Origin of the sequence: Clostridium sp. KLE 1755 (genome assembly GCF_000466465.2) — a bacterium.
In the GTDB taxonomy this organism is placed as follows: Bacteria; Bacillota; Clostridia; order Lachnospirales; family Lachnospiraceae; genus Eisenbergiella; species Eisenbergiella porci.
On record NZ_KE992698.1, the window covers coordinates 101,390 to 125,789 of the forward strand.

Sequence of the window (24,400 nt, forward strand, 5' to 3'; positions counted from 1 at the left end):
ATCCTTATATCAGGCTGTTCGCTGCAGATTCCTCATCCCGGCGCTTTTTAACGCTACTTCAGTTCCATCCGCACTTCCAGTTCATTCCCCCTGCAGCTTACCGTTGCCAGGCTTCCGCAGATCAGCGGCATCTGCGGAGGCAGGTGTCCCAGATCCACATCCATAATCACCGGCACCTGATAACCCTTCAGGAGATCATACACCGCATGGTATTGATCCAGGCCCATCATTTCCTGTCCGAAGACCAGCGGACGGCCGATGAGAAAGCCCTTTACATGGGAGAACCAGCCGGCGTGCTGCATCTGCCAGATAGCACGTCGTATGGCAAATACATTCAAATCGCAGGACTCCAGGAACCATATGATGCCATCTTCCTGATATTTCCGGATAAAGTCCGTCACCCTGTCGTAACGCGTTCCCAACAGATTTACCAGGCAGTCCATACAGCCGCCCAGCAGGCGGCCTGAAAATTCGCTGTCAGCATCTGGGAATCTGCGCAGTATGCGCTCCTCCGTTACCTGGTAGGGAACAAGAGGATTTTCTTCACATTTTCCCGCTTCCTTTTCCCATTTATCATACCCCTTCATCACCAGCTTTTTTCCCTGCAGCAACTCCAGCGCGTCCTGAATGGATTCATGCCAGGGCTCCATGCCGAAAGCGCCTGCGCAGGGTCCGTAAATGGAAGCCGTATCACACAGCGTCGTCAGCAGGAAGGTAAGGTTCGTATTATCCGAATAGCCCATATACCACTTGGGGGAAGCCTCACTGATTCCTTTAAAATCCACATAATCCAGCGTCTCACACATCAATTCCCCGCCGCCGCAGGAGATCAGCACATCCGCCTTTTCAGTAAACAGATACTCATTCAGTTCTTTGCCGCATTTTTCCGGCGTGTTGCTGATGCCGACGCCTTCCTGTGCGTAGCAGTTCGGCCCCAAATCCAGGCGGTAGCCCATTTCCCTAAACCGCTGCTGGGCATGTATAAATGCGGTTTTATATGGTTCCGACGCACAGCCGAAGGACGGCGCCACAAAACCGATGGTTCCCCCATCCGGTAAAAATAATGGATATCTCATATCGTTTTTTCCTCCCGTTTTCCTTTATCTATCAGCGTCTGGACCAGCCATCCGGTAACTTCCATCTTCCTTCTCCGGATCTTTACAGCCGCCGTAATAGGAAAGCTCCGGGAAAACCCATTTCCCGGAGCTTCTGTTCGATTACATTATCAGCAGATTCTTGTCCCTTCCGGCACAATATCATCCACAAAGATCACCTGGCAGCCGCAGGCATTGTTCGTGGCCGCCAGCAGCATTCCTTCGCTGGTAACACCTGAAAATCTGGCAGGCTTCAGATTCGCAATGACGATAATCTTCTTCCCTATCATTTCTTCCGGCGTATAATAGCTCTTAATGCTGGATACAATCACACGTTCCTTCAGGCCGTCAAACAGCGTCAGCTTATAGCAGCTGTGTGACTTTCTGATTTCCGTACATTTCAGCACCTTACATACGCGCATGTCCATGCGTGAAAATTCTTCAATATCAATTTCCTCACGGATCGGCTCCACCGGATCGGGATCTCCCAGCGGTACCTGCTTCTTCTCCGTTTCTTCCGGCGCAGGCTCTTCTTTTATCAGAGACTGTTTTTCTTCTTCCGTCATGGGTGCGGAGAAATCCAGAAGGCTCACATATTTCTCAGGCTCAATGGCGTAAAGGAACAGATAAAGTCTGGGGCCTTTCTCCTTATCGATGAGAAGGCGGTATACATTTTTAAAGAACTGTCCCTGTATCTTCTTCAGTTCCTTGGGATCCTGCAGTTCTCCCATCACCTTTTTAGGGATGGCATACAGCTCCTGGTTCAGTTCATCCAGATCGTAGCCGCCGTTCTTAATATAGTCATGAAGAAGGGCGATTTCCTTCTTTTCCTCTTCATTCAGGGTCTCATAAACCTCCCAGTTCCTGTAAGGCCTGAGGCGGTTCACGTTTTCAGGGGAGCACTGCTCCAGCCAGTATTTAGCCCTGTCCAGCCTGTCCTTAAACTGTTCATAGGTAAAGGGCTGGCCGATTTTGCCGAATACAGTCTCCAGCATGGGAACGTTGAAATCCACGACGGATCCCAACTGGACAAGAAGGCTCATGGGCACGGTTTCGATCTTACGGTAAACCGGCTTTCCATCCTCTTCCCCTGTTTCCAGCAGGCAGTTTGCCATAACGGTATTGAGGAATTCGTCCCCCTTCCCTTCCATAAAGTCATTGTACTGCTTATCAAATTCAAAATACTGGCGCAGGATGCCGTCATCAAAGCAGAAATCAAAGGCCTTGGTAGGCTCGGACTTGGCGTACAGCCAAAGAATCATTTCCGGCTGGTACAGCTTCAGCAGGGTATCCGGCGTGAGGTTCAGGCCTGATGAGCCTGACATTTTGCCGGTTGCCCCCTTGATTCCGATAAATTCATAGCCCTGGAAAATAGGAGCTTCAAAATCAAATATTTTCTTCGCGATTACGCGGCTGGTATCATAGCTGCCACCCGGGCTGGCATGATCCTTTCCGCCCGGCTCAAAATCCACGCCCTCATACATCCAGCGCATGGGCCAGTCGATTTTCCAGGCCAGCTTGCAGTTAAAGTCCTTCGTAAAGTCAAAGGTTCCCTTATGTCCGCAGGCGCATTCATATTCCGCCACGGTACAGTCATCGGAAAGAGAGAGGATTTTCGTGGTATCCCTGCCGCAGTGAGGGCAGTAGATGCTCACAGGATAGTAATTCTCACGCTCTCCCTCCTGGGCGCTCTGGGTACGGAAGCTGTCCAGGATGTCAAAAATCTCTCCACGCTTCTTCAACGCATGAATCACATACTGGGCATATTTTCCGGAACGGTTCATCTCGGCCTGGTAACGGTAATCCATATGGATGCCGAAGCGTTCCATTGCCTCCTCGAACTCATTTTCAAAATGCTTTGCGTAGTTGGGGCAGCCGTCATCATAGGGATTGGGCACGTCCACATAAGGATAGCCGATATACTCATCCCAGGGCTTCTCTCCCTCCGGTCTGGCAATCTTGGCCACGTTTACCGGGATTTTGCGGAGCCTGTCGAATTCATCCCAGGAAAAAAGAAGCCTCGCTTTCTTTCCCTGGCGTCTTAATGCCTTTACCACAAAATAGCTTGTCGCAATATCTCTGAAATTCCCAATGTGAATGGAGCCGGACGGACTGATTCCGGCGGCGCATACATATTCTTCCTTATCAGGGCGGCGCCTGATAATTTCCTGTGCAATTCGGTCTGACCAATGCATAACTTTTCTGTACCTCTCCGATTTTCTTATTTTTCTGTCAGGCCGCGCCCCGTACCCAAAGCTGACTGTGGATAGGGGCGGCAACCGGCTGGATAGCCAAACGGTTGCCAAAAGCGGCCTTAAACGCAGGATTTACTGAGATTTAATGTATCATTTTCTTGTTGGGTTGTCAATTCATAACTGTCTGGCGGATTCCCTGATGTGTGTCTGACAGATTCCCTGGCAACAGGTTCCATCCTCCTGCCAGTTCAGCCTGCGGCTGTCCTGTAAACCACAACCGCCTATTTTCCTTTGGTCAGCCAGACGATCGGCTCGCATCCGGTTACCAGCCTTCCCTCCCGGACAAAGCCTTCCTCTCTGTCCTGAAGCTCCTGGATCAGCAGGCCGTGCAGCGCCTCCACCCTTTCCTTTGCCGTCTCGCTGCCGATGAGATTATGCAGCTCATCCGGGTCCTCCGCAATCCGGAAATACTGCTCTTCTCCGGTCTGGGAATACCAGATGTATTTTTCGTCCCTGGTAATGATCCAGTGGCTGGACGCTTCGCCAAGCGTATGCTCTCCATGCAGGTATTCCCTCACTTCAGGGGTCCCGCTTTCCTTCAGCGCCGTATTCCAAAGGCTGATTCCCTCCACGCTGTCGGGGATTTGTACGCCTGCCGCCTCCAGCACCGTGGGCATCACATCCCGAAGCTCCACCACATCCGTCTTCACACTGCCGGGTTTTTCCGGCCGGAAGCCGCCGCCTGAAACAAGGAAGGGCACACGGCTGCTGCCCTGATAAGCACGGCTCTTGCGGAACAGATGATGATCCCCCAATAGCTCGCCGTGGTCGGAGACAAAAAGGATAATTGTATCGTCATACAGCTTATTTTCCACAAGCGCCTGGATCAGCCGCCCGATCTGATGATCCAGATGGGTGATGCAAGCATAATAGCCAATCTGCATTTCCCGTACAAGCTCCGGATCCAGCGGGCCGGTATCCGAATCAAAAATCCTGCCCCTGGCGCGAAGCGCCTCTTCGTCACACCAGTCTCCCACCACCGGAGGCGTCAGCTCTTTGTTCCTGTACATATCAAAATAGCACTGGGGCGCATCAAACGGCGGATGGGGCCTTAAATAAGAGGTGAAAAGGAAAAACGGCATGTCCGGATCCCTGCGGCGCAGGAAATCGATGGAGCGGTCCGTCACCCAGTTGGTGGGGTGGTATTTCTCCTCATAAATCCAGGGTCTTGCCACCCAGGAATTGCATTCCAGGCCGGTGTCGGTCACATCACAGTCAATGCCCTTCTCCTGCTTGAGCCAGTGGAAATAATCATCCGCCTGCTTCTGGTTCTCCCGGTAAGGGATTTCCGGATCCCTGTAGTAATGAAGATAACCGTCATGCAGCTCTACGTGGCAGAAGCCCAGATAATTTCTCAGGGGGTCCACATGCATTTTCCCCACACACTGTGTATAATAACCGGCCTTCGTCAGTTCTCCCGCCATAGTGTGCGGATACTCCCAGCGGATGCCGTCCGCATAGCCCACTCTTCTGTGGGATTCCTGCGTCAGTCCCGTATGCAGCGCCGCCCTGGCAGGCACACAGGAGGGGCAGGCCGAATAAGCATTTTCAAACCGCACCCCTTTGGACGCCAGTGTGTCCAGATAAGGGGTCTTCACATCCGGGTGCCCCGCGCAGCCCATACAGTCTCCCCGCAGCTGATCCGTCATCAGCAGCACAATATTCTTTCTTTTTTGTTCCCTTCCCATCCTCTTTTTTACTCCTTTCCCTTCTCAGGCTTCCTCTTTGCGTCCGCCTTTTCCTGAAAACGCTGCGCCTGAATCAGAACCCGTTCATGCTCTCCGGTTCCAATCAGGCCGGTTTCATCGTACGCCTCCACATGAAACGTCAGTTTTCTTCCCTCCACCTGGGTTAAGCAGCTTTTACACCACACCTTCATGCCCACCGGCGTCGCCGCCACATGCCTGACGGACAGCGAAATTCCCACCGTGTCCTCTCCTTCTCCAAGCAGCCCGGCGGCACTTTTCCAACAGGCCTTTTCCATAAGCGCGCACATCACCGGCGTGGCCAGCACCCGCAGTCCCCCGCTTCCCGCAGCAAGCGCCGTTTCCTCCATGGTTACCACCAGCTCCTGATACCCTTCTGTTCCTGCTTCCAGCATCCTCGTCCCTCTTTTCTTTCCTTTTTGTAATGGTTCTCTTCCTTCACAGTTTCCCATTACCTGTCCTATCTACTACTTTATCGTACTTCTGTCAAAATGCCAACCCCCACCCGTCCGTTTTCCTGGCACAATCGATCCGGTTATCGTCCCCTATGCACGCATTTTTTTATACGGCATATATTAAACTGGAATGATACGTCGGGGCCTGTCAGCAGTCCGCCTGAGAACGTATTTGAAAATTGTTTTCTAACGGCGGTATACTGCGTTTTGCAGTCTTTTTTGCGAAAGCTCCGATCAACGCAAAAACGCTGCTGCCGTGCACGTTATGGAAGGAATGGATTTTCAAGTGCGCTCCGGCCCCGGCGGAATGAAGGAGGCAACGAATGACAGACCTTTTTTCTCTGACCCGGCTGGAACCCGGGTACTCTGCCAGAATCAGCGGTCTTAACGCCTGTGGGGAAATGCGCAGACGTCTTCAGGATATCGGTTTTATTCCGGGAACAGCGGTGACCTGTCTCCAGAGAAGCCCTCTGGGCGATCCCACCGCCTACCGGATACGCGGCACAGTCATTGCCCTGCGCAGGGAAGATGCAAAGAATATCCTTCTGGCAAAGGAGGCGTCTCATGAAAAGTAAAGCGGCAGCACTGCCCCTGCAGCAAACCTGCCTTTCTCCTGCGCAGGAAAAAACGCAGCAAAAGGTCATCGCCCTGGCGGGAAATCCCAATGTGGGAAAAAGCACTATTTTCAACGCCCTTACCGGTATGAAGCAGCATACGGGCAACTGGCCGGGCAAAACCGTGGTCAATGCCCGGGGGACCTGCACCTTTCATGATAATACTTATACCCTGGTGGACATCCCGGGCTGTTATTCCCTCATGGCACACTCCGCAGAGGAGGAGGTAGCGCGGGATTTCATATGTTTCGGGGAGCCGGACGCCGTGATTGTTGTCTGCGATGCCACCTGCCTGGAACGGAACCTGAATCTGGTGCTGCAGATTATGGAAGCCGGCAGGCCCGTCCTTCTGTGCGTCAACCTGCTGGACGAAGCCCGTAAAAAGAAAATCCGGCTGGATCTTTCCCTGCTTTCCTTCCGTCTACGGCTTCCCGTTGCCGGCACTACGGCCCGAAGCAGCAGGGGACTTGATGAGCTTCTGGATGAACTGGAGCAGATGCTCTTTTCCTCGCCCCTTTCCGGCCGTTCCAGCGCCCTGCCTGAAGCGTCCACTCCACGGGTAGTATATCCGGAATACATTGAGGAAGCCTTATCCCTCCTCGTCCCACGGCTGAAAAGGCTCTGCAGCGCTTCCGGAAAAAAGCTCCCCTCCGCCCGTTTTATAGGCGCCCGTCTGCTGGATGCCAACGAAAGCCTGCAGGCTTCGCTGAAAAATTATCTGGGCTTTGATCCGGCTGCCATTCCGGAAATTTCAGGCACGCTGGAGGAGATACGCCAGATGCTTGAGGATCGTGGCATCAGCAGGGAGCAGCTCCATGATGATCTGGCTTCCGCCTTTGTCCGGACAGCAGAACGGGTCTGCAAGGGCGTTGTATTTTACCCGGATGAGGACTGTGATAAAAAAGACCGGAAGCTGGATCGCATATTCACCAGCAGGCTTACCGGCTTCCCCATCATGCTGCTTGGGCTGCTTGGGATTTTCTGGCTTACCATAACCGGGGCGAATTATCCCTCCGCCCTGTTGTCACGGCTGCTGTTCGGGCTGGAGGACCGGCTGGCCCTGCTCTTTTCCCTGGCGGGCGTTCCTGCAGTGCTGACGGATGTGTTGCTTCACGGTGTTTACCGTGTTATGGCCTGGGTCATTTCCGTCATGCTGCCGCCCATGGCTATTTTTTTCCCGCTTTTTACATTATTGGAGGATTTCGGTTACCTTCCCAGAGTGGCTTTTAACCTGGATCGGTGCTTCCAAAGCTGCTCTGCCTGCGGGAAACAGGCGCTTACCATGTGCATGGGCTTCGGCTGCAACGCGGCGGGCGTCACCGGCTGCAGGATTATCGATTCGCCCAGGGAACGGCTTATCGCCATCATCACCAATAATTTTGTCCCCTGCAACGGCCGTTTTCCACCACCATACAAAGGGAAACAAAATTGTTCCTCGGCGCTGACAATGAAGAAACAGCCGAATTAACCGTACCAATGTATGACTTTGGCGATTGGGCTTTAAAAATGAAAGCCTATCGCAAGAAAAACCATATCACACAACAGGAGCTTGCACAGCTTATGGGCGTAAAGCATTTTACACTTCGTAGCTGGGAACAAAAACAAGCAAAGCCACCTTACAATGTATGGCGGCTTCACAAACACTTATTTGATGATTCCATCAAGCTCACGTGATTTTAGGTTATCCAGTATTTTATCAATAATGGCTATCTTTTCATCCGTAGTTAGATTAGAACTGTTTAGCCTGCGTTCCACCACCTCTAAATGAAACTCGTTGATTTTATCGGAAAGGGCGTGAAAATCCATATTTTCTGGAACATGGATAATAACATTCTGAATACAATTTCTTTTCATTCACGCCCTCCTTTCGATAAATACCAGACACTTTATGTTATGAAAATGTCTGTATGTCCTATTCCATCTTATGAAGCTGTATGATTCTGGTGCAGTTTCATTTTATGTCATAAGCAAATCGAACAGCTCTGGCATAGCTCACGGGAATCCCACCCCTGCATGGTTCTCATGCAGCCGTACCCTTTGCCTGCGACGGTTCATTTACGCTCGGACTGTGGCTGTACGGGAGTATCATTATCACGATAGGGAGGTCATGGCGGCAGCTCTGCCAAAAGCTGCATACGGAACGCTGACTTGAATCGCTCGCTAATTCATCCCTCCTTTCGGGGTCATGGCGTGTCAGCCCGTCGGCTCTTTCCCTATCGAAACGTATTCGATTGCTTTATTCAGTTTTCAAGGAACAACGGCTTGTCAGCCTGTCAAAGCATACTGACGGCAATATGCTTTGATAGAGTGGCAAACTTCCCTGTTCGGGAAGCGTGTAGCATATCGGCACGCTTCCACGAAAGGGAAAATGTTTTATTCTTCTCCGATTTCAAAGGATAAAATCTTCGCAATCAGTCTGGTTTCCATCCTGCGGCGTAGAGTTTCATCCACGACCATGTGCTGATTCCCGTATTCGTCTTTCATGGGGCGTAAGGAACGTTTTGCGATAAAGCCGCTGTAATGCTTTACAATCTGGTTGATAGCTTCTGTATCGCCGTCCGTCGCCGCCACAATGACAGGAAAAGGAATCATGGGATATGTAGTCTTCATTCTTCGTTTTCCTCCATAAATTCTTTGATAAAGGCAAGTCCGCTGGTTCTGTGACGGTAAACCGTGGAACGGTTCAGTTTTAGCAGGTCTGCAATTTCTGTGTCGTTCATATCCATAAAATAATACAGCAGGATGATTTCACGCTTCTTGTCCGTCAGATTCCGTAATGCTTCGCTTAATAAATCGCTTTCCACTCCGACTGTGGAATCATTCAGCGTGAAGATATGAAAATCAGATGGGTAGCTGTCCACAGTTGCAAACTGACTGACGAGGTAATCGCCCATATCGGAAAACAGCGTTTCCCGTTTGGACTGTCTGGACAGGGCTTTCATATAGTCCTTGCGCTCATCGTCCATAGCTCGCTTGCAGATATAATCAAACTGATTCTCAATGGTTGTCTGAAAAGAAGATGGCTTCATAGTATCTCACCCCCTTTCTTGCCATGAAAGGGAGTGAATCGAACTCCTTTGCCCCCTTTCGCACTAAGTCCCGACACGAAAGGGCTGCCAGTTGCATTGCTGGCAAAAAAACTTTAAGAAAAGTTTCCAGCAACCAAAAAAGCACACAAACAGACTTTACAATCTGCTTATGTGCTTCATTAGTACCTGCTATGTATTGTGAAAAACCATATAGGTAGGCATTTTTATCTAGTGTAGGAGAATGGCTTTTTTTAATGACGTACCATTTGTAGAATTATGCCGAACGATTGTGTCGTGCATGGCGGCTACCTCCTTACGAGCCGCCGAGCTTTCATAGCTGATTTCAACACATCCTCTGTGGATTTCATTTAACAATCAAAAAGACGACGGCTTTCTTCAAACCGTCGTCTGGATTTAAAACTGATTTTGACGCAAGAAAATCATGCTGCCAGAAAACGGTTTTTTTTATTTGCCGTCTGGCAGTATATTTTTTTGTATAAATCGCATAATAGGAACTATAAAACCTTATAATACGTTTTTCTATACCTGTCACTTATTGAACAGGAACAGTAAAATGTAAATAGGTGGTTTATTATGCGTAAAAAAGAAGATAAGTACGATTTTAAAGCGTTTGGGCTTGCAATAAAAGAAGCCCGTAAAAAGCGAGGTTTAACCCGTGAACAGGTGGGAGCATTGATTGAGATTGACCCACGCTATTTAACCAATATTGAGAACAAGGGGCAGCACCCCAGCTTACAGGTGTTCTATGACCTTGTATCCTTGTTAAATGTGTCCGTTGATGAATTTTTCTTACCTGCTGCTGATCTGGTGAAAAGCACCAGACGCAGACATATAGAAAAACAGATGGACAGCTTTACAGATAAAGAGCTAATCCTTATGGAAGCCCTAGCCAAAGGTATTACAGATTCTAAGGAGATAGATGATTTATAATTCTAACTCCAATGAAAAGAGCCGATAAACTGAGATTTCATAACCTCAGTTTATCGGCTCTGCGTCTTAGCGTCTGGCTCTTTTATGATTGTGACTTTAAATGATTTAACATTTATTAAATTTTCTTGTCGGCATTTTGGACAATACAGAGGAAATTTGCTTATTTCAGTGTCATTTCTTATTTTTAATCTTGTTTTATTACCACATACAGGGCATAAAATCCATTTATTTTCCATATTTATTTTACCCCACTTTAGATTACGTATTTCAATTAAACGTTCTATATATTTTGATATAGCATTGTATAAGATATGTAGAAACATCTACATTAAACAAAATGCGGTTAATACTTCATTGATTTCTGTACAATTCAACCATTCAGTATTTGTTGGTTTGCTAAATGGTGAGATTCCTCCACATTTAATAATTTTCGCATGGTTTATTAATCTATTCGGAATACTATTCCGAATGGTTTTTTGTATCGTTTCTGGATAAAAATTGCAAAGAAATATGATGGTTTTTTTTGCTATCAAGGTTTCTATATTGTCATTTAATACCTGTTTTGCAGGTTTGTAAATTTTACCCATACGAACACCAGAGCCAATCAATAGTACGTCAAAATCTGATAGACAAGGGATTTCTCTATCCAAATCAAACAGAGAGCAGTCTTGTAATTTTGAAGCAATATATTCTGCACATAGCTGTGTACTGCCTGTTTTAGAAATATACATAACGGCAATTTTCATTATTTCTTCCGCTCCTTTCTGTTTTGGATAAGTATTAGTATCATAGTTATGAAGAACAAACATATAGAGGTAACTCCACAGTTCATATGGAAACTAATATTATTAGCAGTTACCATTGGTACTGACTTCATCCATAAACCACATATCAAGGTTGATATTAGTAGAATGGCAGTAATAGTAGCGCTGATAGATATTAATAATTTCATTTAACATGCACCTCCCATTTCTAAAGATAGATTTTTAAATATAATGTCAATAAGTTTTTCCTGCTCGACCATTACATTTTTAATATCACATTGAAGATATTTTTGGTAAGCAGAAGCATTTAAAAAAATGACTTGTACAGGCAAAAGTATTTGTGCAGCGAGTATTTTTATCTCGTATTCGTCCTTACTTTGCTTAAATATCTCTTTTAATACTGGCTGTATCATTTTATTTGTAATGATTCCACCTCCATTCAATTCATTTGCAACTGTAATTTTTGCTAGTGGATAATGATTATATCCTAGACATACAATTTCTTTAATCATGCTTTCCAGTCGAAGTAATGGGTCAATTTCTTTAGATGTTTTTTGTATAATATTCTCAAATAAATTACCCATGCAAATATTAACTGCCTCTATTAATAGATTGTCTTTTGACTTAAAATAGTAGTTTATTAACGCACTATTCACGCCAGCTTTTTCTGCAATCTGTCTATTAGTCAATTTACCAATATCCTGATTTTCCTGCATGGCTGAAACTACGGTTTCTAAAATTCTTTTTTTTGCTTCTGTATTGTCCACTTCTATATCCTCCCAACTATTTATTTAACTGTGATTTAATCATGATTAAATCACAGTTAAATAATGCCACGTTGTTTGAAATCTGTCAATAAGTTTAATTGGTTTTTTCTTTTTAATTTTTATTAATGGGCTATCTATCCATAAAAAAATATGAGGAGATAGCCCACATGTTATTTAATTATCTTCCAGTTATTCCCGTTCTTTTCCAGCACTAAGTCAAACTGTGATACCTGCGTTGCCTTTGTCTGCTGGTCTAGGTACTTCACAGCCACGGAAACAGTCACTTGACTGTTGCTACGGTTGTAGATGGGATTTACCAGTTCCGAGAATACATAATCTTTCCCAATAGGCTTTAACACGCCCCCATTCACATAATAGGACAGCTCTTTAGCGGTTGCGGTTGGGTAGAGCTTAAAGAATGTCGTCAGAAATTCGTTGATTTCATCCGTCGTCACAGCGTCCACCGTTCCGTCGCTTTCCTTTGCCTTTGGCGTATAGCCGGATTTCACGGGTGTGCTGGTAATGGTCGGATTCTTCGTGAGAACCATGTTTCCAGAGCCATCCACATAAACCGTGACTTCATAAGCGGAACGTACCGTTTTCGTGCTTCCGTTCTCCGTGATTAACTGTTCCACAGTGAAGATCACGGAGAACTGGTTTTCATCCACCTGTGTAACAGACCATATCTGCACCCCATTGACCGCCGAGGACACGGGAATATCCTTACGGATGGTGTCGGTATTTAATGCCTGCAAATCTCCTGTCATATAATTCTTGATGGCGTTCTCCCTGTTGTCAATGGAAGCCGCCGTCTGTTCCCATGAATAATAGACCTTTGCAAAGTTCGTCACAAAGTTCTCTATCTTATGGGTATCGACAATTTTTTCCTCAATGACCTTTGTTTCATGGATGGTATGAACGTCAATCGCCGTGAAATTCTTATAGACTGCAAAGCAGAAGCTGACCGCCAGCAGCACCCAAAGGGCAATTACAATCCGCTTGTGGGTATTCGCCTTATAGATACGGGGCTTCTTTTCTTTTGGCTGTTTCTGGTTTTCCTTTTTTCTTATTTGAATCATAGTTTTCATCCTTTCTATTTTGGGATTCTTCCTGCACTGGCTAAATGCTGCTGCCAGTAGGAACTTGTCAAATCGGCATAGCCGATAGGGTCGCCTGCATGAAACATACGGTTATTTCCTTGATATATCCCAACGTGCGTAATATAAGTGCCTGCATTATAGGTAGAGTGGAAAAAGACCAAATCCCCAGCCTTTGCTTCGGACAAGGGGATATGCTGTGTCACGTTGTACTGTTCCTGCGCCGTCCGTGGCATGGAGATTCCAGCCTTGCCGAAACACCACTGGACAAGACCGGAACAGTCAAAGGAGGTAGTAGGGGAAGCTCCGCCGAACACGTACCTCCAGCCCTCATATTTTAAGGCTTCATCCATGATAGCCTGTACCGTTTCGTCGTCAAACTGTGCTACTGTTAGATATTGTGACACCACCAGCACGTAGAACATATTTCCGTAGTTATACCGCCATCCGCCGTTTTTCTCCACAGCGATAGGGTTTGTGTAAGTCACTTTTGTTCCGCCGGATTTATCCCTTGCGAAACTTTCCGCCAGTTCAAAGGTGTATTTCTTCCCACGGTTCGACACATAGTCAAGAAAGCCGCCGCCATAGTTATAGGACTGAATGACGGCGTTTAGGTCACAGCCCTTTGCTTCGGCGGAAGCCACCAGTTCCGAGAAATACTTGCAGCCCTGCTTGATAGAATCCTCTGTGCTTAGTGAGTTTGGCGGCAATCCCAGCGATTCCGAGGACTGCATAACATCTTCCAGCGTGCCGCCGGATTCCACCTGTATAATTGCAAGCAGAACATTGATGTATTCCTCAATCCCGTATTCTCTTGCGTACTTTTCCAGCAGGGGCTTATGTGCCAGTACCTCCGCTGACACATTCACGCCGCCATACTGGATATGAGAACCGCCGCCGTCTTCTTCGTCCGAGAACAAGACGACCACAAACAGGAGCAGGGAGAAAATCAGCACGAACATCCCAGAGCTTGCAATGATGATATGCTTCAGCTTCATTTTTTCTCCCCTTTCTTAACTTCGGCGGCAGTTCTGGACTTCTCCTTTCTGGTTGATTCACGCTTAATGGTGGAGCTGCGTTCCTTGATGGAATGTCGCTGCGGCTCTTGCTCTGCTGTGGTAGGGGCAGCCGCCTTTGGCTGCGGTCTTTCTGAATGGGAAGCCGTCTGCACAATCTGACGTTCCGTCCTCTCTGGCGGTATATCCGCTTTTTCTTTCACGGATGATACCACAGGTCTTTCCGTAGGCTTGCCAGCACTTCCAGCCTGCACCGTGGCTCTGGCCGTCTGTGTGTGGCTTCGCTCCACAGGCTCATGTGATTCTGTCTGCGGTGTGGTGGCAGGTCGTCCATGAACAGGGGAAGCGGTTTTCTGCGGTTCTGCGTCAGAAGATTTCTTTTCTTTTGCCTGTTCCATTTCCGCTCTGCGCTCTGCAATGGTCTTCCTGCGCTGTTCCTCTTTTTCCTTGCGCCCCTCCGCTCTGGCAGTTCTGGTCTGCGTCATGCTGGATGTAAAGTCACGCACACCCTCCGATACCTGCGTTTTCCCGTGGTAAAGGGCGTATTTTGCATTGACAGGCAAATCCTTTGCCTGTTCTTTCAGCCCTGCGGCGGTGTCTACAATCTTGCCTTTGGTGTCCATGACCGCACCTGCCGCCTGTCCAGCCCGTTTGCCCATAGAAGCCTTTTCCTCTTTGCCAGTCTGTCCATCCGGTCGGGTATGGTCTGCCTGTGTGGTTCTGGAAGCTCCCGAACCGGAAGCCGCCCTCGATTGCTTAGAAGCCTTAGAAACGGCTGCACCAGCTCCAAGAGCCGCCACGGAACGCCCCAGCTTATGTTGTAATCGGTGCATATGGGCGTGCATGAGCATACGGGGTCTTCGCATAATACGGCTTCCCACGCTTTGGGAATCGCCGCTCTGCAAGGAGAACATACTCATTAAATCCCCCAGTTTGAAGTAGATTCCGGCAAAGGTCACAATCTGCAAGAACGCAATGAGGAAGAACGGATAACCTGCGGAAAGCGTATAGAGCATGGTGGAAATACTAAATGCTATTGTAATAATCAGCGTGATTCCTGCCCTCGTCAAAATGGTATTGAACAGCTTTGTAATGGCACGCTTTGACATTCCGTCAAAGGTGGGAACCATGCTTAAAATGAAGCTTACAGGCAGGAACATAGCGTAAATGATGAATAGCACCTGCGAGAAAATCATAATGCCTGTCAGCAGGAACACGAACACGGAAATACCGATATTGAAAACAAAGAGAAAAAACACCATCCCCAAGCGGTTAATGGTTTTCGTGACAGTAAGGTTCGTGTTCTCCCTGTCCTCGATTTCCTCCACAACGATTTCTTCCCTGTCTTCTCCATTGTTGGTGTCGGGGCTGGTGGATAGTAAACTCTCCACCCGATCCGCACCAACACTCTCCATATCCGAGTTGCCGTATTGAAGCAGAAGCCACGGCTGTTTTACTTGAATGGAAAAAAGACTGTCACGGATAAGGTCTACACTGTCTTTCCCCTGGCTTTCCGAGTTTGGCATGACAATCTTTGTACCGAGTGAAAGGCTGGCATTGCTGATGTCTGCGGAAAAGTCATTGATTTTCCCGATATAGTCGGGCGCATAGGCAATAAACGCCGCTGACAGTACGAATACCGCAACAAAATTTACAACGGCATGAATGGCTTTCGTGGTTTCCCGTTTAATAAGCCCCGTATAGGCAACGTAGATTCCCACAACAAGAATCAGAATCAACAGGAATCCGATATAGAATCCCTCTGAGGAAAGTCCGTTAGGGGTAACGCCTGCAAGGGTCTGCATATTCTTTCCGATAGAATCCGCCGTTGCCGATATGAAGTCCAGTGAGTAGGCTTCCTGTATCAGATAGCCCGTTGCGTTGGAAAGATACAGGCTGATTGTCCAGATAAAATTTGTGATGGCATACAGCCCGTACATGACCTGTTTCCCGATACCGTCCAGCCAGTTCCACGGCAGCCAATCCCAGCCCGTGTCCACATAAAAATCAAGCTGGTAATTGTCCAGTGGGTACTTGCTATATTCGTTGGCGGCATTGACGGTATCATCCACCAGCCCTGCGGCATGGGCTACCGTTCCCAGCGTCGCTAACAGAAAAATGGCACTCACGAATACTAAAAGTACCGTAACTGCCACTTTTCCAAGCCGCTGCATATTCCATTTTCGTTTCCGTTCCGGCTTGCCGCCTGCCGCCGGATTCCGGTGCAGCAGATTTTTTATTTTCATTCCTCCACCTCTTTTCTGACGGGCGGTCTGGTATCAAAGGCGTGCAGCAGGTCTTCAAATATGGGATGGAACTGTATCACGCCGACACGTCCGTATAGGTCACTGATAAGGCACTGTCCATTTTCAAGGTCACGCAACCGCTTCTGGTTGTTCTCGTCCTCTGCGTCTACACCGAAGAAAGCTAGGGTCTTCTTAATCTCGTTTATGTCCGTAGAGCGGAACGCAAATTTCAAGCCGAGGTTGTTTTTCAATTTTTCATCCAGCAAATCGTCTGTGTTCTGTGTCACGAAATATACACCTGCGTTCATGGCACGCCCAGCCCTCACTAATTTCATGGACAGGGTTTTTCCCTGCGCCACCTGTAAGAAGCTCCATGCTTCGTCAAGGTCTACAATCTTAAAAATGCTGCGGTCTGTGTGGATGAAATCAAGGGCAAAGGTACTGATAACGATTAGCATAGCCACGGATAAAAGCTCCATTGTGGTATATTCCTCAAAGCTGGTTTCCTTATCCGGCAGCACCAAATCCGCTACCTGTATGATGTTCAACTGCTTTTCAAGGCTGATGGACTGCTCCACATCCCCGTGTGAGAAAAGCAGGTGTGCAAAATCGTAATCTGTGAAAGATTCGATATGGTCGGCAATGCTTACGCTGATGGGCGTTCCCTCCACACGCAATTCCTCAATGACTTTCAGTAAGCCCCGTTCCTCACTGTTGGTTACGGCACGAATGGCTTTTCTAAGGACAGGGAACTTTTCGCCGTCACGGGAGGAAATGCCTGTAAGGAATGTGAGGATGTCGATTGCCAGCGATTCCGAATCTTTCGGATTCTCCATAATCACGTAGGGGTCAAGCAGCCCCTTGTTTTTCTCGTCCGAGGTCAGGTTGACAATGTTAATCTCGTCGGCAATTTCCGGCAGCGTTTCTTTCCAGTTCCCACGTTCTGCCTTTGGGTCTACAATAACAGCCTGTGCGCCGAACAGGACGGAGTAATAGACAATCATATTATTGGAGAATGATTTTCCGCCGCCCAATGAGCCGACGAAAGCGGCAGCGAGGGCATTTGTCACAGAACCTTTTACTCCTTGACTGGCGAGGGCGGGTTTCAGATACACATTCCTTCCCGTGTCAAGGCTGTACCCCACATAGATTCCCTCATTCTCCCCCAACATCTGCGTTGCCCCGAATCCCAATCCGGCGAGGAAATCGCTTGTCACATACTGGATGTAATCATTCATATACCGTTTGCTGGCAGGCAGAAATTCCCCATGCAAGCCCAGCATATCCCCAAATGGACGCACCAGCTTCACACTCAAATCGTCGTAGAAGTCCTTGACTTCATTACAGCGGCGTTTCAGCTCGTCAAGGTCGGGAGCTGTGACACGCACCACGTAGGACAGCTTATACATGGATTCCTTGCTCTGGTCTAAGGTGGTTTCCAGCTCATTCACACTGTCCAGTGCTTCCGCCACGTTGGAACTGGTTTCGTTGTCGCTCTGCCATGCGTGGTTATCCAAGTCTTTCAGCTCTTTCTTCTTGTTGCGGACAGTGGACAGGGCTTTCCGGTTCGCCACGATTTCCACATTCATGCTGGTATCAATGGGGAAGGTAAACTGCTGTTGCTGATAGTAGAAGATTTCAGACGACGGGAAGTCCAGTTCGCCCACAATGGAATTGATGGTAAAGTAAGCGACGTATACCGTGGATTCTTCCTGCTCGATTTTCAAATACCGCTGTTTTTCTTCAATCAGACAGCGTGTCGGCTTGATAAGGTCGTAATATTTTATCAGCGTTTCCTTATCCAGTTTTTTCTTCGGCAGATAGTATTCGTAGTCCTCATATGCCGTTCCTGTCTGCCCGTAAAGGTGTTCTATGAGATAGCCAAAATCGTCCTTGTCCAGACGGCGGACTTTAAAGCGGCGTGAGATTTTATTTTCCAGCAGTTTTTCCATCTTAGAGTAACGCCAGATTTCATCATTGCTCATAGAAACAAAATCTCCCATGAGCTTATGGTTCACATCGTGGATGAAGTCAGAAAAGGCGTTTGCCGCTTCTTTACCCACGCTTTTAATCGTGACTTCCTGCTCATTCAGAATCAGCTTGAAGCCGATAAAAAAACGGTAGTCCACTTGATTTTCCCCAATCATGGAAATAAGGGCTTCGGTCTGTGCGTCGATTTTTTCATAAGCAATTTCTTTCAGCCTGCCGGACACTTCCTTTTTAGAGCGTTCCTGCGCCGCCCGTATGCTGGATTCTGTGCTAATCTGCAAAGCGTGGATTCTTCCGTCACGGTTCTGTGCGATTAACTGCCGAAAGGAATCATGCACTTGATATTTCTGTTCTGGACTAAGGAACGAATAATTGTAGGGAAGCAGTTCATAGTAAGCAAAACATTCCCCGTCGTTGTTCCACACTAGATTGTTTTCGATATATTTAATCAGATATGCCATAAATTTCACTCCTAACTGCCGTGATGGATTCTGCCGGATAGTCTTTCCCCAGCTTCACGGTCTTACCTGCATAGGTCAGTTTCGGGCGCACCAGATAGGCGATAACGGATTTCAGAAAGCCGTAAGGTTTCTTCCCATCAAAGGTTTTCTGGCACATGAACCATGTAAGCGCAAGGGGAATCCCAAAGTATTTGAGGAAAACCCCGTCTATCATGGACAGCGGCGGCACATTCCCAAGCAGCATGACAGCAAACAGTGATACCACAAACCACGTCATTTGCGTAAACGTGATGGGGAACGGCAGCTTGAAATCATTGATGGAATAAAGTACCTTTTCCACCGACCAGATACTTGTATAGCTTCGGATTTTCTTCATGTAATCAGTCCTTTCATAAATTAGTGTGGGGCAGCATGGACGCCGCCCCGAAAAACAAAGAATCTGCCAGAACAGCCCTGTCGGGTTGTGATCTGCCAGATTCTTAACGAGTGACTTCAAATACGCCGTGGTTCGTGACTACAAAACTGCCGCTGATTTCAAGGTCACGCCCGTAGGCTTCATAGTCAATGTAGTTTTGCAGGTTTGCCGGCACTTCTCCCAAAGCCCCTGTTTCTTCAATGAAATAACGTGCCACATCCGCCATGTCCTCACAGTCGGGATAATGGATAATGTCGTCTTCATGCTCACACAATTCTTCAATACCACCGAAATAGGATTGCAGTTCGTGAAGCTCTGCCTGTATATCCTCCGGTAAGTCCTCCACCATTTCACATAAGCGGTTTACTTCCTCAATAGGCGTGTACTCGTCGATTTCAAAGGGTAGTTCATAGTCATGGATGGCGTATTCTTCGTATTCATCATTCAAACCGATACGCTCTTTCACTTCGTCAAAATCAATGGGCGGTGTGAACCATGCCCCGACCAATTCACCCTCGTTGTATTTGCCTAAGTTGGCAATATAGATTCTCATTTCTTCGATAGTGCGTCACATCCTTTCTGTGTCTACAAGAAAAAAACAGCAAACCTTTTTAGATTTACTGTTTTACGGTATTAAATATTATTCAAATAGCAAGTCATAAGTATCATCAGTCCAACTTTCATCCACAACCACGGAATCAAATTGTTCAAATGTGGCTTTATCTTTATTCTGGTTGTAAAAATCATTAGCTGCATAAGAAATCAAAAAACAAATACCATATACATCTAAATCAACAATCCTTTTACCATTTTCTTCATGATAAGAATCGTGAATATTAAATTGCCCTTTCATTTTATCTACATGAAGTTTAAACAAATCAATGGGTATCTTTTGGTTTTGGCTTTTTAAATCAAAGTTTCCAGCATGTAAAAGCGAGCACCGCAGCGCATAACAGGTGTAACCGTCAAACTGATTTGTTGGAGCGTCTTTATCAGTAATATAGTATAACGGTTTCACATGGCTATCATACCATTTAATGTATTGTTCACGCCCCTTTCTTTGTCCCTTTCTCTGTCCAGAAGTATAAATCAATTCTGGATATTCTATCTGACCGCAAATATCTGGAAGCGTCAATGCCAAAGCCAAAGCTGGTAAGTAGCACTCACATTCAATCGCTTTTTTAATCGCTTTAATCTTTCCAAGTATTATAATCGCCACCTTTCTTATGTCCTTTGTAGTTAGTATATCATTTGAAAGGCGGCAAAACAACTAAATCTATGCTTCGATAATTATGCCAATCACCACTGATTTCCATATAATCTTTCTTTGTGTACCATTCCGTTACCCCCTTTTCATTCCCCCTATGCCCATCTCCCATAGGGGGAAAGGAGTGTTTGCGTGACCGCAAACAAAATTGATTTAAGCTCCGATAATCTTGTTGAACAGTTCTAACAGAATGTCTTTCACACCAGAGGCGTTGAAGACCAGACCAACGGCAATCAGCGAGATAATCAGAAAGCCAATCAGCTTGCTAAATTCACGTTTGAATCCGAGGTAAAGCCCAATCACGACGATTGCCAGCAGTACCAGAGATTGTGCGTTTGATAAAAACCAGTTGTATAAGTTCTGTCCGAAATTCATAAAATCGCTCCTTTCTTTGCTTGAATGTCAACAGGGAATAAAAAGCAGTTAGATAACCACCTCCTTTGCGGTGGCGGCTTGCTGCTTTAAAATCTTTTCGTGCCGCTCCGTCAGCTTCGCACTGGCGATAATATCCTTTACAACCTGCGTATGATTGATTTCATCCAGCTTCATAGCCACTTTCAAGGTTGGGGCTACTTGATGGGAAAGCCAGTTCAAGGTGCGCTGGAAAGAATACGGTTCGGGCTTCGTTGTCAGCTTCATACTTTCCCGATTCTCCCCGATAAACCACGCCCATTCCTCACTTATCCGCCATTCAGAACGGGGCTTCGTATCGTCCTTGTCCACGAACCGCACATAGCGGTTGATAATCTTAAAAGCAGTTCGTTCTGGATTGTCATACGCCAGCAGGTCACGGAGGGCATAGTAAGCACGCTCATTTTTCAGCCGGATTTCAAAGCGGTTCTTGACTTCGGCTTCCTCTATGGGAATATCATTTTTCTTGTACTGCTCAAAATCCTTTTCATAAATGCAGAAGTACACTTCACTCTGTAAAGAGCCGATATACAGCGTGTTTCCCATGCACTCCTTTTCATCCCTCCGCACCAGTTCGCCGCTGCGGTAGCTCTTAAAGCTGCGGAACACGGAAACACATTCCTCATTCCGGCATTTCTCCGTCAGACGGGGGATGTTAAGAATCCCTGTCTTGTCGTTGATGGCAAGGTCAAGCCGCTTCATCACGCCGCCCTCCACCAGACAGTCCATGAAAAACTCGTACCAGCTCCGTTCCTGTGCCAGCAGGTAGCTTTCAAACTGGCGGCAGCCACGCCCTTTCAGTTCCAGCAGCACGCCTTTTTCTTCTTTCGGCGATACCAGAACGAATATGTCGCCCAGACAGTAATGTTCAGCGTAAGAATAAAAGCCGTAGTCTTCATGGAGCATATAGGACAGCTTCAACCTCAAAATATCCTCAACGACGTGCTTCACATCCAGAGTAGGGAAGCGAATCCGCACATAGTCAAAGAGCATTTCAAGGGGAGCGTCTGGGTTGAACCGTTCCAGTGCTTCCAAGATTGCCGTTTTCAGTTCGGCGGATGGAAGCACCTTGCCCGTTTCAATGTCGCTTAGATACTGGCGTGTCATGCCAGCAGCTATCGCAAGCCTGCTCTGCGAGATTCCATAGCCGGAGCGTTTTTCCTTTAATTCCTGTACCCAAATATCGTGATTCAGTGAATATCCCTCCAATCAAAAAAGCGTATGTCAACTTTCGGTACTTCGCTGACACACGCCGGATTTTAAGGAATCCCATGTAACCAGTAGGATTCCGCTCTATTTTCAGACTGTTTCCAGTCGATTTGTACCCCCCTGTTAGATACGGGGGGTTAGGTGCTGGCGTGCCTTGCGGCACACCAGCCAGCAGGTCAGTCCACCCCTGCGGCTTCCGCTCCGCACGCCGCCTGTGTGTCCTGCTTGCTGTTAGCAAATAGTTTTATTTCCTTTAAGAAATCGTGTCCTTTTGGCACAAGGGGCGTGTAAAATTCTGATATGACGCTTGTTCCCACATCTACATAGCCACGCCCTTTTATCTGCTTCAAGAAAAAGTCCTTGTCGGTTTCCCCGAACATCATCCCATAACCCATTTCAGACATACGCCCAAGAGCCACACGGAAATTGAACTGGTCACGGATTCCGTCGCCCAGATATTTTGCGTCCGGACGCTGGCAGGCAAGAATCAGAAAGAATCCGGCCTGCCGCCCCAGCATGACAATCTGCTTCAATTTGTTAAGGACAGCGGCGTTCTCTTTTGTTCCCAGCATTTCCATGAACGCCACGTATTCGTCAAAGATAAGGAAGTTTGCTGGCAATCCCAAGTAGGCGTAGTTTTCCCCTGTCTTGTAGTCCTCCATCTGCTTCATATCCTCGCTGCGTTTCATCATTTCCTCATAGAAACGGTCAAGGCAGGCGGTCATATCATCCTTTTTATAGTAGACATTCGGCATGACGGCTTCCAAGTCGGCAAGGTCGGCGTTCTTCGGGTCTAAGACGTAAAGAACGGCATTTGTTCGGAGCAGGGCTTCTATGAGCGTCAGAATGAAATACGTCTTACCGCCGCCCGTTCCTCCGGCAATCAGCATATGGGGCAGCTTGTCATACTCCCACCAGATATTTTTCATCAGCCTCAACCTGCCATCCTTTGCCTGCACGTCCTCAATGGAAATGCGGTTTGCGATAGTGTCGTAGAGCAGAGTATATTCCACGTAGGAATCCTTTAATTCCTTGTCGGTCAGCTCGCAATACAAGCCGCTTTCCAGCTTCTTTTCCAAGTGCAAAAGCTGGTCTTGATATTTTCCCAGCGTGATTTCCACCCGAATGTGAATCTGACCGTTTTTTAGCTGGTAGTAGATTTTAGGGAAATAGCTGATTTTTTCTTTGGAACGGCTGGAAGACAGGTCTTTGAAGAAACCGTCTGACTGCACCTGTTCCGCTTCATACCATTTATTTTCCAGAACCATCTTCGCCAGCTTTTGGCGGTGATAGAGCTGTTTCACATAGTCACGGCAGTAGTGCCGGAAGACCAGAGCCGCCGCCAGACAGATAAATCCTGCCACGCCCATACTGATAAGCAGGTAGGGAATACGGATGGATTCTCCAAGCTGTGCTAAAGTAACATCCTGCCAGTCTATCTGCATGATTGATCTGCCATGAAACAGCAGAACAATCAGCAGATAGACTGGAAGCAGGGCGGCGGTGGCGGTATGGAATATTAAGTCTTTGTCCGTGGCACGAATCCGCTTACCACGGGGAAGATACTGTTTCATGCTTGATTCACTCCTTTTCTATGAATTTAATAAAAGCCCGTGTAGAGCAGCGAATAGGTTTTTTCGCTGTCTTCTGTACGGGCTGTAAACAGGAATGTATAGCCGGAAATGTCATTGCATAGGCAATCCGGCATAGATACATTCAGATTTTCCGGTGGTCTGTAATCTTCTAGGGCTTCGTTCAATAGCTGTTCCGCCATCCAACGGTATTCCGGCAGGGCAAGAAGCCGGAAGTCGTCTTCATATTCGTCATATCCTGCGATACCATTCATAGGCTTCCTATTTTACAGACGAATTGTCTTTCTTCGGCAGCTGCGGATTTCCAGCAGGGGCAGCACCTTTCTTTAAGACAATATCATCCGCCTTGATGTACCAGTCCACCTCCGCCCCTTGAAACGTGGCGGTTGCAACGGTATCGGCTACGGGATTGATGATTTCCACCTCTGCGTTGTAGTCAAATTCTTTCAGCGGCACACTGACAGGGATGGACACTTGAATCATGCGCCCCTGTCCTCTGGATTTCAAATCGTAAGTGCGTTCCTTGATTTCATCCGATACCGTACCGTCCTCATTCTGAATCCGTACTTCACGGCGGAGGGCAGAAAACTTCAACGCTCCAAATGTTGCTTCCTTGTCAATGACGATTCCATTTGCTAATCTCATAAATAGATACCTCTCTTTCCTTATGCTTTTACCATGTCGTCTGCATGGAGGATGTAGTTTGTGAAGCCACGAGTGCCGATTTTATAGCCCTCTGCGGTAATACGTGGGTGAATCAGCTTGACACGTTCCTCAAAATTAAAATGCTTTTCACCTGCTTCGGCTGGCAGAATCACGACAATATCATCCGCCCTCTGTACGTCAGAGTACAGATTGAAGCTGCGTGTGAGTACGGTCATGCGCCCATTGATTCTGCGCTGTTCGGTCTTATTTTCTCCGGCAAACTCCAAGCTGCCGAATGTCTTTTCCATGTTCGGGATAACAAATTTAAGTTCCATATGTTTTTACCTTTCCTTTCTGATGATTGATGGTTGATGGATTCTGATAGTTCCTCATTCAGCTTCGTGGAGAATACCTGTC

The 24,400-nt window shown here is 47.4% G+C and carries 27 protein-coding genes; 4 read left to right on the plus strand and 23 right to left on the minus strand.

Features of this window, described 5'->3' with window-relative positions; genetic code table 11:
- Nucleotides 1-53 precede the first annotated feature (53 nt).
- The 4 genes from HMPREF1548_RS12130 to HMPREF1548_RS12145 form a co-directional block, all read right to left on the minus strand.
- On the minus strand, nucleotides 54-1,076 hold the full coding sequence (locus HMPREF1548_RS12130; protein WP_021636435.1) for a S66 family peptidase: 1,023 nt from the start codon (nucleotides 1,074-1,076) through the stop codon (nucleotides 54-56).
- Nucleotides 1,077-1,225: 149 nt separating this feature from the next.
- Nucleotides 1,226-3,289, minus strand: a complete 2,064-nt coding sequence (lysS, locus tag HMPREF1548_RS12135; protein WP_021636436.1) for a lysine--tRNA ligase — start codon at nucleotides 3,287-3,289, stop codon at nucleotides 1,226-1,228.
- Nucleotides 3,290-3,570: 281 nt separating this feature from the next.
- On the minus strand, nucleotides 3,571-5,037 hold the full coding sequence (locus HMPREF1548_RS12140; protein WP_021636437.1) for an arylsulfatase: 1,467 nt from the start codon (nucleotides 5,035-5,037) through the stop codon (nucleotides 3,571-3,573).
- Nucleotides 5,038-5,045: 8 nt separating this feature from the next.
- On the minus strand, nucleotides 5,046-5,507 hold the full coding sequence (locus HMPREF1548_RS12145) for a thioesterase family protein (RefSeq protein WP_021636438.1): 462 nt from the start codon (nucleotides 5,505-5,507) through the stop codon (nucleotides 5,046-5,048).
- A gap of 326 nt (nucleotides 5,508-5,833) precedes the next feature.
- Here HMPREF1548_RS12145 and HMPREF1548_RS12150 point away from each other — a divergent pair, with 326 nt between their 5' ends.
- From HMPREF1548_RS12150 to HMPREF1548_RS30850, 3 genes are read left to right on the plus strand one after another with little or no spacing between them, the layout of a single operon-like run.
- Nucleotides 5,834-6,085, plus strand: coding sequence for a FeoA family protein (locus HMPREF1548_RS12150; protein ID WP_021636440.1), 252 nt, complete (start codon nucleotides 5,834-5,836; stop codon nucleotides 6,083-6,085).
- Nucleotides 6,075-7,592: a ferrous iron transporter B gene (locus tag HMPREF1548_RS12155; protein ID WP_021636441.1), complete on the plus strand. Its 1,518-nt coding sequence runs from the start codon at nucleotides 6,075-6,077 to the stop codon at nucleotides 7,590-7,592. Before HMPREF1548_RS12150 ends, HMPREF1548_RS12155 begins: the two co-directional genes overlap by 11 nt.
- A 38-nt stretch (nucleotides 7,593-7,630) precedes the next feature.
- Nucleotides 7,631-7,798, plus strand: a complete 168-nt coding sequence (locus HMPREF1548_RS30850) for a helix-turn-helix domain-containing protein (protein ID WP_207708383.1) — start codon at nucleotides 7,631-7,633, stop codon at nucleotides 7,796-7,798.
- Here HMPREF1548_RS30850 and HMPREF1548_RS12160 read toward each other — a convergent pair.
- The 3 genes from HMPREF1548_RS12160 to HMPREF1548_RS12170 form a co-directional block, all read right to left on the minus strand.
- Complete coding sequence (locus tag HMPREF1548_RS12160; RefSeq protein WP_021636443.1) at nucleotides 7,769-7,978, minus strand: hypothetical protein; 210 nt, start codon at nucleotides 7,976-7,978, stop codon at nucleotides 7,769-7,771. The two genes, HMPREF1548_RS30850 and HMPREF1548_RS12160, sit on opposite strands and share 30 nt — an antisense overlap.
- A gap of 519 nt (nucleotides 7,979-8,497) precedes the next feature.
- The gene (locus HMPREF1548_RS12165) at nucleotides 8,498-8,734 is read right to left on the minus strand and encodes a helix-turn-helix domain-containing protein (protein ID WP_021636444.1); all 237 of its coding nucleotides are present in this window, start codon (nucleotides 8,732-8,734) and stop codon (nucleotides 8,498-8,500) included.
- Nucleotides 8,731-9,153, minus strand: a complete 423-nt coding sequence (locus HMPREF1548_RS12170) for a sigma-70 family RNA polymerase sigma factor (protein ID WP_021636445.1) — start codon at nucleotides 9,151-9,153, stop codon at nucleotides 8,731-8,733. Before HMPREF1548_RS12170 ends, HMPREF1548_RS12165 begins: the two co-directional genes overlap by 4 nt.
- Nucleotides 9,154-9,747: 594 nt before the next feature.
- On the opposite strand from HMPREF1548_RS12170, the gene HMPREF1548_RS12175 reads away from it, so the two are divergent.
- Nucleotides 9,748-10,104: a helix-turn-helix domain-containing protein gene (locus tag HMPREF1548_RS12175; RefSeq protein ID WP_021636447.1), complete on the plus strand. Its 357-nt coding sequence runs from the start codon at nucleotides 9,748-9,750 to the stop codon at nucleotides 10,102-10,104.
- 50 nt (nucleotides 10,105-10,154) lie between these two features.
- Here HMPREF1548_RS12175 and HMPREF1548_RS28945 read toward each other — a convergent pair whose 3' ends face one another.
- The 16 genes from HMPREF1548_RS28945 to HMPREF1548_RS12255 form a co-directional block, all read right to left on the minus strand.
- Entirely contained in the window at nucleotides 10,155-10,340 is a 186-nt protein-coding gene (locus HMPREF1548_RS28945; protein ID WP_083492971.1) for a cysteine-rich KTR domain-containing protein, read from the minus strand.
- An 87-nt stretch (nucleotides 10,341-10,427) separates the two neighbouring features.
- A complete protein-coding gene (locus HMPREF1548_RS12180) occupies nucleotides 10,428-10,913 on the minus strand; it encodes a flavodoxin domain-containing protein (RefSeq protein WP_054354502.1) in 486 nt (161 codons plus the stop codon).
- 143 nt (nucleotides 10,914-11,056) lie between these two features.
- Nucleotides 11,057-11,635: a TetR/AcrR family transcriptional regulator gene (locus HMPREF1548_RS12190; protein ID WP_021636451.1), complete on the minus strand. Its 579-nt coding sequence runs from the start codon at nucleotides 11,633-11,635 to the stop codon at nucleotides 11,057-11,059.
- A 170-nt stretch (nucleotides 11,636-11,805) separates the two neighbouring features.
- Entirely contained in the window at nucleotides 11,806-12,714 is a 909-nt protein-coding gene (locus HMPREF1548_RS12195; protein ID WP_035321911.1) for a conjugal transfer protein, read from the minus strand.
- Between the two features lie 14 nt (nucleotides 12,715-12,728).
- On the minus strand, nucleotides 12,729-13,730 hold the full coding sequence (locus HMPREF1548_RS12200) for a bifunctional lytic transglycosylase/C40 family peptidase (protein WP_021636453.1): 1,002 nt from the start codon (nucleotides 13,728-13,730) through the stop codon (nucleotides 12,729-12,731).
- Nucleotides 13,727-15,922, minus strand: coding sequence for a CD3337/EF1877 family mobilome membrane protein (locus tag HMPREF1548_RS12205; RefSeq protein ID WP_051358380.1), 2,196 nt, complete (start codon nucleotides 15,920-15,922; stop codon nucleotides 13,727-13,729). The genes HMPREF1548_RS12200 and HMPREF1548_RS12205 overlap by 4 nt, the downstream gene beginning before the upstream one ends.
- A gap of 68 nt (nucleotides 15,923-15,990) precedes the next feature.
- A complete protein-coding gene (gene tcpF / locus HMPREF1548_RS12210) occupies nucleotides 15,991-18,444 on the minus strand; it encodes a conjugal transfer ATPase TcpF (protein WP_021636455.1) in 2,454 nt (817 codons plus the stop codon).
- Nucleotides 18,428-18,820 (minus strand): conjugal transfer protein, encoded by a 393-nt coding sequence (locus HMPREF1548_RS12215; RefSeq protein ID WP_021636456.1) that lies wholly within the window; start codon nucleotides 18,818-18,820, stop codon nucleotides 18,428-18,430. Before HMPREF1548_RS12215 ends, tcpF begins: the two co-directional genes overlap by 17 nt.
- Before the next feature lie 103 nt (nucleotides 18,821-18,923).
- On the minus strand, nucleotides 18,924-19,412 hold the full coding sequence (locus tag HMPREF1548_RS12220) for an antirestriction protein ArdA (protein WP_021636457.1): 489 nt from the start codon (nucleotides 19,410-19,412) through the stop codon (nucleotides 18,924-18,926).
- An 87-nt stretch (nucleotides 19,413-19,499) separates the two neighbouring features.
- Entirely contained in the window at nucleotides 19,500-20,078 is a 579-nt protein-coding gene (locus HMPREF1548_RS12225) for a hypothetical protein (protein WP_021636458.1), read from the minus strand.
- A gap of 201 nt (nucleotides 20,079-20,279) precedes the next feature.
- Nucleotides 20,280-20,501, minus strand: coding sequence for a hypothetical protein (locus tag HMPREF1548_RS12230; protein ID WP_021636460.1), 222 nt, complete (start codon nucleotides 20,499-20,501; stop codon nucleotides 20,280-20,282).
- 48 nt (nucleotides 20,502-20,549) lie between these two features.
- Nucleotides 20,550-21,731, minus strand: a complete 1,182-nt coding sequence (gene mobT, locus HMPREF1548_RS12235; RefSeq protein WP_502690627.1) for a MobT family relaxase — start codon at nucleotides 21,729-21,731, stop codon at nucleotides 20,550-20,552.
- A 191-nt stretch (nucleotides 21,732-21,922) separates the two neighbouring features.
- Entirely contained in the window at nucleotides 21,923-23,320 is a 1,398-nt protein-coding gene (locus tag HMPREF1548_RS12240) for an FtsK/SpoIIIE domain-containing protein (RefSeq protein ID WP_021636462.1), read from the minus strand.
- Between the two features lie 26 nt (nucleotides 23,321-23,346).
- On the minus strand, nucleotides 23,347-23,592 hold the full coding sequence (locus HMPREF1548_RS12245; RefSeq protein ID WP_021636463.1) for a hypothetical protein: 246 nt from the start codon (nucleotides 23,590-23,592) through the stop codon (nucleotides 23,347-23,349).
- Nucleotides 23,593-23,599: 7 nt separating this feature from the next.
- The gene (locus tag HMPREF1548_RS12250; RefSeq protein ID WP_021636464.1) at nucleotides 23,600-23,983 is read right to left on the minus strand and encodes a YdcP family protein; all 384 of its coding nucleotides are present in this window, start codon (nucleotides 23,981-23,983) and stop codon (nucleotides 23,600-23,602) included.
- A 20-nt stretch (nucleotides 23,984-24,003) separates the two neighbouring features.
- The gene (locus HMPREF1548_RS12255; RefSeq protein ID WP_021636465.1) at nucleotides 24,004-24,318 is read right to left on the minus strand and encodes a YdcP family protein; all 315 of its coding nucleotides are present in this window, start codon (nucleotides 24,316-24,318) and stop codon (nucleotides 24,004-24,006) included.
- Nucleotides 24,319-24,400: the final 82 nt, after the last annotated feature.

What these genes read in the sequence shown, in the direction of transcription:
- tcpF (WP_021636455.1), bottom strand. Translation starts at nt 18,444, where the DNA reads ATGGCATATCTGATTAAATATATCGAAAACAATCTAGTGTGGAACAAC.
- HMPREF1548_RS12205 (WP_051358380.1), bottom strand. Translation starts at nt 15,922, where the DNA reads ATGCAGCGGCTTGGAAAAGTGGCAGTTACGGTACTTTTAGTATTCGTG.
- HMPREF1548_RS12140 (WP_021636437.1), bottom strand. Translation starts at nt 5,037, where the DNA reads ATGGGAAGGGAACAAAAAAGAAAGAATATTGTGCTGCTGATGACGGAT.
- HMPREF1548_RS12170 (WP_021636445.1), bottom strand. Translation starts at nt 9,153, where the DNA reads ATGAAGCCATCTTCTTTTCAGACAACCATTGAGAATCAGTTTGATTAT.
- HMPREF1548_RS12180 (WP_054354502.1), bottom strand. Translation starts at nt 10,913, where the DNA reads ATGTTTGTTCTTCATAACTATGATACTAATACTTATCCAAAACAGAAA.
- HMPREF1548_RS12200 (WP_021636453.1), bottom strand. Translation starts at nt 13,730, where the DNA reads ATGAAGCTGAAGCATATCATCATTGCAAGCTCTGGGATGTTCGTGCTG.
- HMPREF1548_RS12220 (WP_021636457.1), bottom strand. Translation starts at nt 19,412, where the DNA reads ATGAGAATCTATATTGCCAACTTAGGCAAATACAACGAGGGTGAATTG.
- HMPREF1548_RS12215 (WP_021636456.1), bottom strand. Translation starts at nt 18,820, where the DNA reads ATGAAGAAAATCCGAAGCTATACAAGTATCTGGTCGGTGGAAAAGGTA.
- HMPREF1548_RS30850 (WP_207708383.1), top strand. Translation starts at nt 7,631, where the DNA reads ATGAAAGCCTATCGCAAGAAAAACCATATCACACAACAGGAGCTTGCA.
- HMPREF1548_RS12130 (WP_021636435.1), bottom strand. Translation starts at nt 1,076, where the DNA reads ATGAGATATCCATTATTTTTACCGGATGGGGGAACCATCGGTTTTGTG.
- HMPREF1548_RS12155 (WP_021636441.1), top strand. Translation starts at nt 6,075, where the DNA reads ATGAAAAGTAAAGCGGCAGCACTGCCCCTGCAGCAAACCTGCCTTTCT.
- HMPREF1548_RS12195 (WP_035321911.1), bottom strand. Translation starts at nt 12,714, where the DNA reads ATGATTCAAATAAGAAAAAAGGAAAACCAGAAACAGCCAAAAGAAAAG.
- HMPREF1548_RS28945 (WP_083492971.1), bottom strand. Translation starts at nt 10,340, where the DNA reads ATGGAAAATAAATGGATTTTATGCCCTGTATGTGGTAATAAAACAAGA.
- HMPREF1548_RS12240 (WP_021636462.1), bottom strand. Translation starts at nt 23,320, where the DNA reads ATGAAACAGTATCTTCCCCGTGGTAAGCGGATTCGTGCCACGGACAAA.
- HMPREF1548_RS12150 (WP_021636440.1), top strand. Translation starts at nt 5,834, where the DNA reads ATGACAGACCTTTTTTCTCTGACCCGGCTGGAACCCGGGTACTCTGCC.
- HMPREF1548_RS12160 (WP_021636443.1), bottom strand. Translation starts at nt 7,978, where the DNA reads ATGAAAAGAAATTGTATTCAGAATGTTATTATCCATGTTCCAGAAAAT.
- HMPREF1548_RS12250 (WP_021636464.1), bottom strand. Translation starts at nt 23,983, where the DNA reads ATGAGATTAGCAAATGGAATCGTCATTGACAAGGAAGCAACATTTGGA.
- HMPREF1548_RS12145 (WP_021636438.1), bottom strand. Translation starts at nt 5,507, where the DNA reads ATGGGAAACTGTGAAGGAAGAGAACCATTACAAAAAGGAAAGAAAAGA.
- HMPREF1548_RS12175 (WP_021636447.1), top strand. Translation starts at nt 9,748, where the DNA reads ATGCGTAAAAAAGAAGATAAGTACGATTTTAAAGCGTTTGGGCTTGCA.
- HMPREF1548_RS12245 (WP_021636463.1), bottom strand. Translation starts at nt 23,592, where the DNA reads ATGAATGGTATCGCAGGATATGACGAATATGAAGACGACTTCCGGCTT.
- HMPREF1548_RS12230 (WP_021636460.1), bottom strand. Translation starts at nt 20,501, where the DNA reads ATGAATTTCGGACAGAACTTATACAACTGGTTTTTATCAAACGCACAA.
- HMPREF1548_RS12255 (WP_021636465.1), bottom strand. Translation starts at nt 24,318, where the DNA reads ATGGAACTTAAATTTGTTATCCCGAACATGGAAAAGACATTCGGCAGC.
- lysS (WP_021636436.1), bottom strand. Translation starts at nt 3,289, where the DNA reads ATGCATTGGTCAGACCGAATTGCACAGGAAATTATCAGGCGCCGCCCT.
- HMPREF1548_RS12165 (WP_021636444.1), bottom strand. Translation starts at nt 8,734, where the DNA reads ATGAAGACTACATATCCCATGATTCCTTTTCCTGTCATTGTGGCGGCG.